This window comes from uncultured Campylobacter sp., from assembly GCF_937959485.1.
GTDB lineage: Bacteria > Campylobacterota > Campylobacteria > Campylobacterales > Campylobacteraceae > Campylobacter_B.
In genome coordinates this window covers 12,788-24,905 of record NZ_CALGPY010000005.1, presented here as the reverse complement: position 1 = coordinate 24,905, position 12,118 = coordinate 12,788, and the positions used below count along the sequence as shown (strand labels likewise).

Annotated in this window: 12 protein-coding genes; 5 read left to right on the top strand and 7 right to left on the bottom strand. The window is 45.8% G+C overall.

Annotated features, from left to right (window positions below; all coding sequences use genetic code 11):
• The first annotated feature begins 19 nt into the window (after positions 1–19).
• The gene (locus tag Q0380_RS02065) at positions 20–346 is read left to right on the top strand and encodes a hypothetical protein (RefSeq protein WP_298103408.1); all 327 of its coding nucleotides are present in this window, start codon (positions 20–22) and stop codon (positions 344–346) included.
• Here the strand turns inward: Q0380_RS02065 and Q0380_RS02060 are convergent.
• Genes Q0380_RS02060 through Q0380_RS02045 form a run of 4 tightly spaced genes read right to left on the bottom strand, consistent with a single transcriptional unit; the run spans position 337 to position 3,123 of the window.
• Complete coding sequence (locus tag Q0380_RS02060) at positions 337–810, bottom strand: GNAT family N-acetyltransferase (RefSeq protein WP_297964618.1); 474 nt, start codon at positions 808–810, stop codon at positions 337–339. The two genes, Q0380_RS02065 and Q0380_RS02060, sit on opposite strands and share 10 nt — an antisense overlap.
• Positions 804–1,712, bottom strand: a complete 909-nt coding sequence (locus tag Q0380_RS02055) for a hypothetical protein (RefSeq protein WP_297964619.1) — start codon at positions 1,710–1,712, stop codon at positions 804–806. Before Q0380_RS02055 ends, Q0380_RS02060 begins: the two co-directional genes overlap by 7 nt.
• A 3-nt stretch (positions 1,713–1,715) precedes the next feature.
• Complete coding sequence (locus Q0380_RS02050; RefSeq protein WP_298025350.1) at positions 1,716–2,084, bottom strand: ASCH domain-containing protein; 369 nt, start codon at positions 2,082–2,084, stop codon at positions 1,716–1,718.
• Complete coding sequence (locus tag Q0380_RS02045; protein WP_298025352.1) at positions 2,062–3,123, bottom strand: hypothetical protein; 1,062 nt, start codon at positions 3,121–3,123, stop codon at positions 2,062–2,064. The genes Q0380_RS02050 and Q0380_RS02045 overlap by 23 nt, the downstream gene beginning before the upstream one ends.
• Before the next feature lie 264 nt (positions 3,124–3,387).
• Here Q0380_RS02045 and Q0380_RS02040 point away from each other — a divergent pair, with 264 nt between their 5' ends.
• Genes Q0380_RS02040 through ttdB form a run of 3 tightly spaced genes read left to right on the top strand, consistent with a single transcriptional unit; the run spans position 3,388 to position 5,346 of the window.
• Positions 3,388–3,825, top strand: a complete 438-nt coding sequence (locus Q0380_RS02040; protein WP_298959550.1) for a DUF2809 domain-containing protein — start codon at positions 3,388–3,390, stop codon at positions 3,823–3,825.
• 13 nt (positions 3,826–3,838) lie between these two features.
• A complete protein-coding gene (ttdA, locus tag Q0380_RS02035; protein WP_298959547.1) occupies positions 3,839–4,738 on the top strand; it encodes a L(+)-tartrate dehydratase subunit alpha in 900 nt (299 codons plus the stop codon).
• The gene (ttdB, locus tag Q0380_RS02030; protein WP_298959544.1) at positions 4,735–5,346 is read left to right on the top strand and encodes a L(+)-tartrate dehydratase subunit beta; all 612 of its coding nucleotides are present in this window, start codon (positions 4,735–4,737) and stop codon (positions 5,344–5,346) included. The genes ttdA and ttdB overlap by 4 nt, the downstream gene beginning before the upstream one ends.
• 58 nt (positions 5,347–5,404) lie before the next feature.
• Here the strand turns inward: ttdB and Q0380_RS02025 are convergent, their stop codons facing one another.
• The 3 genes from Q0380_RS02025 to Q0380_RS02015 all read right to left on the bottom strand — a co-directional run bounded on the left by Q0380_RS02025 (position 5,405) and on the right by Q0380_RS02015 (position 7,699).
• A complete protein-coding gene (locus Q0380_RS02025; RefSeq protein WP_298959541.1) occupies positions 5,405–5,719 on the bottom strand; it encodes a TerB family tellurite resistance protein in 315 nt (104 codons plus the stop codon).
• Positions 5,720–5,727: 8 nt separating this feature from the next.
• Positions 5,728–6,432: a hypothetical protein gene (locus Q0380_RS02020; protein WP_298959538.1), complete on the bottom strand. Its 705-nt coding sequence runs from the start codon at positions 6,430–6,432 to the stop codon at positions 5,728–5,730.
• Positions 6,433–6,535: 103 nt separating this feature from the next.
• Complete coding sequence (locus Q0380_RS02015) at positions 6,536–7,699, bottom strand: sugar transporter (protein WP_298959536.1); 1,164 nt, start codon at positions 7,697–7,699, stop codon at positions 6,536–6,538.
• A gap of 786 nt (positions 7,700–8,485) precedes the next feature.
• Between Q0380_RS02015 and nifJ the strand changes: the two genes are divergently transcribed.
• The gene (gene nifJ, locus Q0380_RS02010; protein ID WP_298959534.1) at positions 8,486–12,067 is read left to right on the top strand and encodes a pyruvate:ferredoxin (flavodoxin) oxidoreductase; all 3,582 of its coding nucleotides are present in this window, start codon (positions 8,486–8,488) and stop codon (positions 12,065–12,067) included.
• The last annotated feature ends 51 nt before the right edge of the window (positions 12,068–12,118 follow it).

Genomic DNA, 12,118 nt, shown 5'->3' with positions numbered 1-12,118 from the left:
CAGCTACCAAGCCATAATAGTGCAGTGGCACAATAGCAAATACGGTAAAGATAAACAAGCGAAGATCGGCGGCGGAGAGCAAACCTATAAGCTAAATATCCCCGAGCCAAAATCAGACAATGAAGCCTTTAAAAAGGGCGAAGCCAAGCTAAACGAACTACAACGCGGCGGAATAAACGGCTCGCTTGCCGCCACTGGTAGAGAGCTAAGAGCCGGCGGAAAACTAAAAATAACCGGCGTAACCGGACTTGAAAATGTAAAATTTAGTATTAAAAGCGTATCGCATAATCTAAACACTACAAGCTATATGATTGATCTGGGGTTTGAGGGGCAGAATTATATCTGATTATAAAAATACTCTTTTTTGTCTTTTCGGTAATACCCGTCTATAATGTCTGTAAGTTCAAATCCAAAGTAATCAAATACTTTTTTAAATTCTATTAATTTTTCTTCGGACACTGTCAGGAAAGGCTTTTCTGTTTCTAATTCTATAAAGCTTTGCTTAAAAAGTTTTATGCCATAACCTTTGTTCTTATAGGGGGGCATAACCGATAGGTGGCATAATTTTTTTTCGTTGTATTTTAATATGGCGAGGCCCTTTAAATTATTATTGTCATGAGAGATTATAATTTTTTTCCTTCCGTCTTTTAATGACGGTATCACATTCATAAAATACCAAATATCAAAGCTTGGATAGTATTTTTTTGTATCTTTAATATAATTGTATAGCGTATATTCGTTTTGTATATCTGCTTTTACGCATTGAACATATTTCAATGTCAGATCAATGGCGCCGTCAAAAACTAACATAAAAATATCCATTTTAACAAGTCATAAATAGCATTAGATATTATAGCCACGACCACTACAATCAATAAGAATTTATATCGATATAAATTTGAATTTTTATGATGAAGGCTTTTTAAGAAAAGTTGATAATTCTCTATCGTGCTATCGTCCGATGTTTTATCTTTAAATTGATAGACCGTCATCCTTCGATTTGCGTAGCTTCCTATATATTGATTCCATAAATTATCTTCTAAAACTCTAAAGCTTTTTATTGGCCTACTTTTTTCGATCAACTCGGTTATAGAATCCAATATAATAAAAGTATTAATTTCTTTAAATTTTATCTTTTTATTTATTTGTTTTATAAATTGCCTATCTAAATTTATTGAGATACCAATCGTTTTTATCGTTTTTATAAACGGATTGGCCATTGTATCCGAAAGAACGGTATCCGTTATCTTATCTCTGATATTTCTAATCCTAAATCTAAAATAGCTATTTTTCTGTTTTTCTTCTACGCTCATTGTTATACTAGAATCGCCATTTATAGTGGTATTACAAAGCTTTATACCTCCGAGCTTGTATTCCCTTAATCTAAAGTCTAATTTGTTTTTATCTAGATGGGTCTCCTCGTTAAATATCATATTCAAGGTCTTACCGTCACAGAGCCTATCTTTTACATCCGCGAATTCTTCCTTAAGTATACCGAATGGAAATACAATTTCTATATTGAAATTTCTGTCAAAATTGTTATACTCTTTTCTAGAAATCAATATTCCTATTTCTATATACGAATGTTCATTGTCGTTTGGCAAAAAAATATTTAAATGCAGTATAGCATCTATCTTGTCGGCGACGTCTGAATCCACATTTATAAATATAGATTGTGTGTACTGCGAATTTGGATTTATTTTCATCTTCATTTTCTAGATATACTTGAACGATTGCGGTGCTACGAATTTCGGATATTGTAGATAAGGGCAAATAGGCTCCTTATATTTATTTACGGACTTAATTTTTATAGCAAACCCCATATTTTTACCGCTAAAATATTGAAAATATCGCTCTTTATCTATGCCGGCGTACAGGCTTGTTTTGTCCCATAGCTCTTCAGGACTTGCTTTTAAGATATCGTCAACTATGAACTCACCTACTATCTTACCGACCGGTTTTGTAGCATATATTTTGATTTTATCAATTTTTCTTTTAAAATTTACTTTTCTAAATTCAAATTGCTTTGTTCCATCAAAAATAGCTTGGACAAATTCCGGCTTAATGGATAATAATGCTGTCATTTACCATACCTTCTTTTAAAATTGCAAAAAAAGCTTCGTCCGTAAGCTTCGCAAAACCCCAGTAGACTTCTTCGTGACCTATAATTTCCCTAATCCTCTTTAAAATAACGCGTCTTTTAAATGATATATTGTATGTCATCTTTATTATTTTTGTATATTTTTTACTGATAAAAATATTTTTTAATTCAATATCGGTAAAAATATTATGCGGCTTGCAGTACCTGACGAAATCATCAAAGTCAGCAAAACCGGATAAGTCTTTATATTCTTCTACAACGCATAAAGAGGTCGCGACTGATGAGTAGTTCGCGCTTTGGGCATTTTCATCTTTTGTTCTATAAATGAGCAAGCAGTCGCCTCTCTTGAGTTGCTCGACACCTTTCATTTCCGTTATGTATACCTTATGAATACTATTTGATTCAGACATATCTTTTAGTATATCATAGCTTTCCGTATGTAGAATAGAGTCCGAGAACATACCGGTATGATATTTCGGGTATATACTTAAAAGATATTTGTCGCTTGTCGCATTAACAGCCGGATAGTCTAGTAGTATATCATTTTTTAGCGCCTGCACACAAGTCGGTATCTTTTTTGTTAATACTAGCTCATTATTTTTTTTGCCGTATTGGGTAAATCCGTATCTTTTTAATAAATCTATTAAAGGCGCTTGTTTTTCGAAAGCTGTTACGTAAATATTATAAATATTATTTGATACCGCAAAATCAAAAATCTTTTTTACAAAACGCTCTCCTAGTTTTGTGCCGTGTGCATTTATTTTAAAAGTCCCGATCTTTAACCATGGCACATTTATACTAAGCGCCGGTTTTATGTCCGTATTATCTACGGGGTTTTCTATTTTTAAATATAAAAAGGCTACTATTTGTCCATTATCATCGAAAAGCGTATATGCTTTTTCGTTGGCTTTCGCTTTTTTTGCTATCCATGCATCAAAACCTTTATAATCTTGTCTTAAAGAATCAAAAAAGGAATCGGATGTATCGATTTCACGTATATATTTCTCTTGGATATTTGACATTTTAACACCTCTTAAAATTTTTCAAGCAATTGTATCAAAGATTATCTAATTTTATTCTTTTAAAGCCATTGTTGTAATATCGGCAAGGATTTTTAAAAATATTTTTTGAATTTAAAACGATAATTGAAAGATTGAAAAATTTACGTTTCAAATCAAAGTGAAAAATGTGATATTTTAGCCCACTTTGATTTTAAGCGTAAATCCACTTTGATTTGAAACGTGGTTTTACAGCTAAATTTGAAGGCTAAATTTAAAAGGAAAGCGTTGCGAGGGGAGAATTTAAGAGAGCAAAAAAGTATCGCAAGGCTCGCGCAAAAGGCGCAAACAAGACAAAGCGCGCGAACGAGGCTAGCGTTTTTAGCCGCGGCGGTTTTGATTTTAGCGGTCGAAATTTACATCGCGATCTGCGTAAAGGGCGGCTTCGTGCGGCACTACGCGGGCGACGTTTTGGCCGTCATCTTGCTTTACGCTTTGGCTAGGGCTGCATTTAGCAAGCCGCCGTCAAATTTACCGCTTAAAATTTTTGCGTTCGCGGCGGCTTTGGAGCTCGCGCAGTATCTGGGCGCCGTGCAAATTTTAGGCATAGAAAATAAAATTTTAAAGATAATAATCGGCGGAACGTTTGATTTCGCCGACCTGCTCTGCTACGCCGCAGGCTGCGTCCTGGCGGGCGTATATGAAAAATTTGAAAGTAAAATTTAGCAAAGGAGAAGCGATGGATAAACAAAAAGCCGTGCAAAAGATGACCGAGGTCATGGCGAAATTCGTCGGCTACACAGGCAAGGTGCTGCCCGACGACGTTACGGCGAAGCTAAGCGAGCTCGCCGAGCGCGAGACGCAGCCGTTAGCGAAGGAGATCTACAAAACGATGTTTGAAAACCAGCGCCTAGCCAAGGAACTAGATCGTCCGTCCTGTCAGGATACGGGAGTGATCCAGTTTTTCGTACGCTGCGGCGCAAATTTCCCGCTCATCGGCGAGCTTGAGGAGCTGCTTCGAGAGGCCGTGCTGCGAGCGACGCGCGAGGCTCCGCTGCGCCACAACAGCGTCGAGACCTTCGACGAGTACAACACCGGCAAAAACGTCGGCAAGGGCACGCCTAGCGTATTTTGGGAGATCGTGCCGCAAAGCAGCGAGTGCGAGATACACACCTATATGGCGGGCGGCGGCTGTAGTCTGCCCGGCAAGGCAACCGTGCTGATGCCTGGTATGGGCTACGAGGGCGTCGTGAAATTTGTGATGGACATAATGACGAGCTATGGCATAAACGCCTGTCCGCCGCTGCTAGTGGGCGTTGGCGTGGGCACCTCGATCGACGTGGCGTCCCTGCTATCTAAAAAAGCGCTGATGAGACCGCTAGGCTCGCATAATCCAAACGACCGAGCCGCGCTAACCGAAAAGCTACTCGAAGATGGCATCAATAAAATCGGCCTAGGCCCGCAAGGCATGAGCGGCGCGAGCTCCGTAATGGGCGTGCATATCGAAAACTGCGCTCGCCACCCAAGCGTCATCGCCGTCGCCGTAAACGTGGGCTGCTGGTCGCACCGCAAAGGGCACATCGTTTGGGACGAGCAGCTAAATTTTGCCGTAAAATCGCACAAGGAGTTCGCGCTATGAGTAAGAAAATTTTAACCACGCCGATCAATGCCGAGGATCTGGCGGATATCAAGATCGGCGACGTGATATACCTCAGCGGACACATCGTCACCTGCCGCGACGTGCCGCACAGACGCGTCGTAGAGGATGGTCGCGAGCTGCCGCTTGATATCAGAGGCGGCGCTATCCTGCACGCAGGGCCGATCATCAGAAAAGTGGGCGATGAGGGCTTTGAGATGGTCTCCGTGGGGCCGACTACTAGCATGCGGATGGAGAAATTCGAGCGCGAGTTTATCGCTAAAACGGGCGTGCGCCTCATTGTCGGAAAAGGCGGCATGGGCGAGGGCACGATGAGCGGCTGCAAGGAGTTTGGCGCGATACACTGCGTATTTCCCGCGGGCTGCGCGGTGGTGGCCGCGACGCAGGTCGAGCAGATCGAGGGCGCGGACTGGACGGAGCTTGGGATGCCCGAGACGCTGTGGAAGTGCCGCGTGAGGGAGTTTGGTCCGCTCATCGTCTCCATAGACGCGCACGGAAATAATCTTTTTGAGCAGAACAAAGTCAAATTTAACGAGAAAAAGGATGCGGCGCTAGCTGAAATTTTACCGCAGGTCGGATTTATAAAGTAAAATGCGAAATAGTTACGGATGCGATGCAGATGAGTTCGTCTCGCGTCCGAATTTGAGACTATTTTATACTGTTTCCTAAAAGTTCGTTTAAATCGCTTTCGTCAAATCCTATAGTTTTTGCGACATTTTTGATAAACATTCTTTCAGTTACGTGAAAATTTCCGTCTATATTTGCAAGTGCGATCATGTCTACTACTAATGTCAAAGACTCATCGAAATTTTCTTTAAAAACGGAATAATCGACCGTAGTTTTCTCTTTTGAGCCAAGCTGTTCTATCAACTGCATTTGGTCCTGGTTCGATAGTGGGGTATTTTCTATAAAATCCTGCAGATACGCCATTTCGCTATCTTCGATTTTACCGTCTATCTTCATCAAATTTATTAAAATTGGATTTTAGTTTTTACGATATTTGTGTCTTGGGCTAAATCTTGATATGTCGATTTTAAATCATTGGCGGCTAGCTGCATTTGCATCGCGTCGTCGCTAATTTGGGATAATTCATCAGACGCGGTTTCGTATTCTATCTGTTTTGAAAATATAAAATCGGCTTTTTTACCGATTTTATCGGTGCTAATTTTTGACCATGTAGCCATAGCCGCCGCACCCACGATGGGAAGCCATTTTGCGACCATAGACTTGGCTAATTGTTGCGTTATTTTACCACCTAGCATCGCTACTATTTTTTGTATTACCCTAGCTCCGGCTCGTTTTACTAAAATTTTTTGTCCGTGTACCACTACTAGCCCTGTCGCTACATTGCCGCTTGCGCCAAATAGTATATCTAAAATCAGCTCGTTACTGGCCGTCTTACCATGCGCCTTGGCGATATCAGCCACCATTGCCATTTGATTTCTAACGATATCGATAATTTCAGGCACTGCCGCCGCCATACCCCAAGGACCGGGGATTAGCCCAGCCCCTCCAGAAATAGTCGCATTTGTATAGCTACACTTATATATTATACCTTTTACATCGCCGATGCTTGGAAGCGGATTTTTACTATAATACTCTTCTCTGCTACTAACGACGCTTTCTAGTGCGCTATTGATACCATTTGAAATTTTATTTTCGATAGCGTTAGTCATAAATAATGTCCTTTATGATAATTTGATGCAATTATACAATAATTTCCAATCTTTCGTTGCATTTAGCAAAATTTTAGAAGAGTATTTATTCTGTAAATTTCTTTCATTTTTTAGATGCGAATTTCACGCTTGCATAGAGGTAGCTTGCAAGCCCTAGCGCGCCCAGTATCGCGCCTGCCTCGCCTATGTGTTCAAGCCCGAATCTCGTTGCGATCTGATGCCCTAAAAGCGCTCCGCCGCCGATGCCTACGTTATATATCGCCGAGTAGATCGATATCGCGACGTCGGTAGCGTCGGGAGCCAGCGCCAAAACCCTAATCTGCAAACAAAGCCCAAAGCCAAAAATCCCCACTCCCCAGACGAAAGCTGCAAGCAGCAGCGCTACGTCATTTGCGACAAAAACCTTTAGCGTTAGCACCGAGGCTAGGATAAAGAGGATCGAGCAGATCAAAAAGGCGTTCGCAAATGAACGGTAAAGCTTTGAAAAAAGCACGCTAGCAAGAATGCCGGAAGCACCGAATGCAAGCAGGACGTAGGTTACGAAGTGATTGCCTGCGGGATTAAATTTCGCCACGAAGGGCTCGACGTAGCTATAGGTCGTAAAATGCGCGCCTACGATCAAAAACGTCAGCAGATACAAAGCAAGCAGCATAGGGCGCTTTGCTAGCATCGGCAAGCTCGCAAGAGAGCCCGCGCGGCGACTCGGTAAAAACGGTAAAATTTTCCAAAGAAACAGCGCCTCGGCCGCCGCAAGCGCGCCGATCGCAAAAAACGTAATCCTCCAGCCGAAAAGCTCGCCGACCACGCGTCCCAAAGGAAGTCCCAAAACCATCGCAAGCGAGGTGCCCAAAGCCAGCATGCCGATAGCCTGCGAACCTTTGTTTATCGGCGCTAGGCGCACGACGAGCGATGAGGTGATCGACCAAAAGATCGCGTGCGAAATCGCGATGCCCAGTCGCGCGATTACCAAAACGGCAAAATTCCACGCTACCGCCGCCAGGGCGTGGCTTAGCGTAAATAGCACGAAAAGCCGCAAAAGCAGCCTCTTGCGCTCGAGCCTCGATGTAAGCAGCATCAGTGGCAGCGAAAGGATACTCACCGCCCACGCGTAGATCGTGATGATTAGCCCCGTACTCGTAACGTCCATCTCAAAATCCGCCGCGATGTCACTTAGCAGAGCCACGGGGATAAATTCAGTCGTGTTAAAAATAAAGGCGGCAAACGCCAGCGCGATAACTCTCGTGTAAGCGATTTTATGGACGTTCATCGGCTTTCTCTTTCCAGCTTTTAAATTTAAACTTTAAATTTAGCGCATTTAGCGGTTTTTAGCTTTTCGAGTTCTGCTCGGAATTTTAAAATTTTAAATTCCGTGCCGTATATATATGCCACGTTCCGTGCTAAATCTAAGCGGAGGATTATAGCTAAATTTATTCTCCTCGTAGCTTGCGGAAATAGAATTTACGCTCAAAACGCAAAGTTGCATGGGGTAAAATTCACGTAGCGATCGACCAGTGAAAATTTAAAATGAAATTTGTGCTGCGCTCGGCAGGAGGCAGTAAAATTCCTTGTATTTGGCGGAATGCGCTGAAATTTTATATACCGCGATGTCGCAAGCCATAAACAAAATTTCGCTACGTCGAGTTTGGATGCGTATAGTGGTTAAGGCTTTGTAGTGGCTAAATTTATTATCCAGTCTTATTGCGATATGAGGTCTTTTTATCTTGTGGTAGGTGCATTTTTAAATTTCTTAATTTTCGCGTATTCCCGTCATTTGATATTTGGTTAGAATTTCAAGCTAGACGGCTAAATTTGCATTAATCTCTACCCACCGCTTGCGATCTGCGCTTAAAGTACGCAAAATTTTATTTTCAAAGCGGAGAGGGACCCTGTCTCAAATCGTCCGCAATGCCCGTCTCAAACTGCCAGCAGATCGCGCTTGTAGCTCGCCTGCTGTGATAAAGCTTTAGAATTTTATTCGGTTTGCGAAGCATTTAAATTTTTAAGCAATAAATATGTAAAATTAGCGAAATTTGATAATTCCAAAGGACGAAAAATGGCAAAAGTTATGAAAACGATGGACGGAAACGAGGCGGCGGCTTACGTCTCATACGCCTTCACCGAGGTCGCGGGCATCTATCCGATCACGCCTAGCTCGCCGATGGCGGATTACACCGATATTTGGGCGTCGCAGGGCAAGAAAAACCTCTTCGGCATGCCCGTTAAGGTGGTCGAAATGCAAAGCGAGGGCGGCGCGGCGGGCACCGTGCACGGCTCGCTCCAAGCGGGCGCGCTTACGACGACTTACACCGCATCGCAGGGGCTTTTGCTAAAAATTCCAAATATGTACAAGATCGCGGGCCAGATGCTTCCGGGCGTCATTCACGTCGCGGCGCGGGCGCTTGCGGCGCAGGCGCTCTCCATCTTCGGCGATCATCAAGATGTCTATGCCTGTCGCCAAAGCGGCTTTGCGATGCTTGCAAGCGATAGCGTGCAGGAGGTGATGGATCTGGGCGGTATCGCGCATCTTGCGGCGATTAAGGGGCGAGTGCCGTTTTTGCACTTTTTCGACGGATTTCGCACGAGCCATGAAATTCAAAAGATCGAGGTGATGGACTATGCCGAGTTTGATCGCTTGCTCGATCGCGAGGCGGTGCGTAAATTTAGAGAGGGTGCGCTAAACTCCGAGCATCCTAAAACTCGCGGCACGGCGCAAAACGACGACGTATATTTTCAGACGCGCGAGCTAGTCAATAAATTTTACGACGCGCTTCCGGACATTGTCGCGGAGTATATGAGCGAAATTTCAAAGATCACGGGGCGGTCGTACGCGCCTTTCGTCTATTACGGCGCAAGTGAGCCGCAGCGCGTGATCGTCGCGATGGGCTCGGTCAATCAAGCGCTCGAAGAAGTGGTCGATCATCTAAACGCGAAGGGCGAGAAAGTGGGTGTACTAAAAGTCCACCTCTACAGGCCTTTTAGCCTCAAATATCTCTTCGCCGCGATGCCTAAAAGCGTGCGTAAAATCGCCGTGCTTGACCGCACGAAGGAGCCCGGCAGCCTCGGCGAGCCGCTGTATCTGGACATAAAAGCCGCATTTTACGGGCGCAAGGATGCTCCGCTCATCGTGGGCGGCAGGTATGGTCTAAGCTCCAAAGACGTCGATCCCGCGCAGCTAATCGCCGTGTATGAAAATTTAAAGGCGGACGAGCCTAAAAACGGCTTTACGATCGGCATCGACGACGACGTGACGCATCTATCCCTACCCGTGGGGGATAAAATTTCGCTCGGCTACGAGGATGAGACCGAGTGCCTGTTTTATGGCCTCGGCGCGGACGGCACCGTGGGCGCGAATAAAAATTCCGTCAAAATCATCGGCGACAAGACCGATCTTTACGCGCAGGCGTATTTCGCCTACGACAGCAAAAAATCGGGCGGCTACACGCGCTCGCACCTGCGCTTCGGCAAAAGACCGATCCGATCGACCTATCTCGTCTCAAATCCGCATTTCGTCGCCTGCTCGGTCGCTGCGTATCTGGATATCTACGACGTCATCGGGGGCATCCGCGAAGGAGGGACCTTTCTTTTAAATTCCATCTGGGATGCCAAGCAAACGGCGGCAAAGCTTCCGAATAAAGTCAAAAAAATTCTAGCTGCCAGACGGGTAAAATTTTACATTCTAAACGCCACCAAGCTAGCGCACGAGATAGGGCTTGGAGGCCGCACCAATACGATCATGCAATCGGCGTTTTTCAAGCTTAGCGGCATCATTCCGTTTGAGCAGGCGCAGAGCTATATGAAAGAATACGCCAAGAAAACCTACGCCAAAAAGGGCGAAGCGGTCGTGGCGATGAACTGCGACGCGATCGATAGGGGCGCGGACGCTTTGGTGCAGGTAGCGATCGATCCTGCGTGGGCAAATTTAAAAGATGACGCGGCGGGCGCGGACGACAAATACAAAGGCGACGAATTTATAGAAAAGATCGTAAAACCGATAAACGCAGCGCGCGGCGATAGCTTGCCGGTCTCGGCGTTTTTGGGGCACGAGGACGGCGGGTTCGATGCGGGCACGACGCGATTTGAAAAGCGCGGCGTAGGCGTCACGGTGCCTAAATGGATCGAGCAAAACTGCATCCAGTGCAACCAATGCGCCTTCGTCTGCCCGCACGCTGTAATCAGGGCGTTTTTACTAGACGAAAAGGACGAAGCCGCCGCGCCTTCAAATTTAAAAGATCACCTACTAGAAGCCAAGGGAAAGGAGCTGAAGGGGTTAAAATATAAGATCCAAGTAAGCCCGCTAGATTGTACGGGCTGCGCGCTTTGCGCCGAAAACTGTCCGAGCAAGGAAAAATCGCTCGTTATGGTGCCGCTTGAGCAAGAACTCGCGAAGGGCGAGCAGGAGAGTGCAGACTTTTTATTCGAGCACGTAAGATACAAAGACGATTTGATGGACAGATCAAGCGTCAAGGGCGTGGGATTTGCGCGCCCGTATTTTGAATTTCACGGCGCATGCCCCGGATGCGGCGAGACTCCGTATATCACGCTGATCACGCGACTTTTCGGCGATCATATGATCGTAGCCAACGCCACGGGCTGTAGCTCGATCTACGGCGGATCGGCGCCTTCGATGCCGTACCGCAAGGACGAGAACGGTCGCGGCGTCGCGTGGGCGAACTCGCTTTTTGAGGACAACGCTGAGTTCGGGCTGGGAATGAAGGTCGCAAGCGAGACGCTGCGCCATAAGATCGAGGATCTTATGCTAGGCTCGCTCTCAAGCGTGCCAAACGCGCTAAAGGCGCTTTATCACGACTGGATCGAAAACAGAGACGATACGCTAAAATCCGCTCAGATCAGAGATAGGCTGGTGCCGCTACTAGAACAAAATTTGGACGCGCCGGGGGTTCGTGAAATTTTAGAACTGAAGCAGTATCTAAACAAAAAATCGCAGTGGATTATCGGCGGCGACGGCTGGGCCTACGACATCGGCTACGGCGGGCTCGATCACGTTCTGGCTACCGGCGAGGACGTAAACGTGCTGGTGCTGGATACGGAGGTTTACTCAAACACCGGCGGACAGAGCTCTAAAGCTAGCCGCCGCGGCTCGATCGCGCAGTTTACCGCAGGCGGCAAGGCGGTGCAGAAAAAAGACCTCGGTCAGATCGCGATGACATACGGCAACATCTTCGTCGCTCAGATAAATTCCAACGCAAACCAAGCCGCGACGCTAAAAGCGATCATGGCGGCGGAGGCCTACCCGGGACCTAGCCTTATCATCGCGTATTCGCCGTGTATCGCGCACGGCATCAAAGGCGGCATGGGCAGCTCGGGCGATCAAGCCGAGCTTGCGAGCAAATGCGGCTATTGGCCGACCTACACCTTCGATCCGCGGCTTGCGGCGGAGGGCAAGAATCCGCTTAAAATTTCATCCAAAGAGCCGGATTGGAGCCTTTATGAGGAATTTTTACTAAACGAGGTGCGCTACAACGCGCTTAAAAAGATCGATCCGGAGCACGCGGGTAAGCTTTATGAAGCAAACAAAGCCGACGCGATGAGGCGCTACCGCCAGCTCAAACGGCTTGCCAATGCTGATTTCGGCGATGAGGTTGTCTCTACGGATGCCGCGAGCGAGAATGCTTAAGCTTTGCGGCTATTTGTTGAAATTCCGGCTCTGCGAATTTTGCAATCCGGA

What these genes read in the sequence shown, in the direction of transcription:
- Q0380_RS02045 (WP_298025352.1), bottom strand. Translation starts at nt 3,123, where the DNA reads ATGTCAAATATCCAAGAGAAATATATACGTGAAATCGATACATCCGAT.
- ttdB (WP_298959544.1), top strand. Translation starts at nt 4,735, where the DNA reads ATGAGTAAGAAAATTTTAACCACGCCGATCAATGCCGAGGATCTGGCG.
- Q0380_RS02055 (WP_297964619.1), bottom strand. Translation starts at nt 1,712, where the DNA reads ATGAAGATGAAAATAAATCCAAATTCGCAGTACACACAATCTATATTT.
- Q0380_RS02020 (WP_298959538.1), bottom strand. Translation starts at nt 6,432, where the DNA reads ATGACTAACGCTATCGAAAATAAAATTTCAAATGGTATCAATAGCGCA.
- Q0380_RS02015 (WP_298959536.1), bottom strand. Translation starts at nt 7,699, where the DNA reads ATGAACGTCCATAAAATCGCTTACACGAGAGTTATCGCGCTGGCGTTT.
- ttdA (WP_298959547.1), top strand. Translation starts at nt 3,839, where the DNA reads ATGGATAAACAAAAAGCCGTGCAAAAGATGACCGAGGTCATGGCGAAA.
- nifJ (WP_298959534.1), top strand. Translation starts at nt 8,486, where the DNA reads ATGGCAAAAGTTATGAAAACGATGGACGGAAACGAGGCGGCGGCTTAC.
- Q0380_RS02025 (WP_298959541.1), bottom strand. Translation starts at nt 5,719, where the DNA reads ATGAAGATAGACGGTAAAATCGAAGATAGCGAAATGGCGTATCTGCAG.
- Q0380_RS02060 (WP_297964618.1), bottom strand. Translation starts at nt 810, where the DNA reads ATGTTAGTTTTTGACGGCGCCATTGATCTGACATTGAAATATGTTCAA.
- Q0380_RS02050 (WP_298025350.1), bottom strand. Translation starts at nt 2,084, where the DNA reads ATGACAGCATTATTATCCATTAAGCCGGAATTTGTCCAAGCTATTTTT.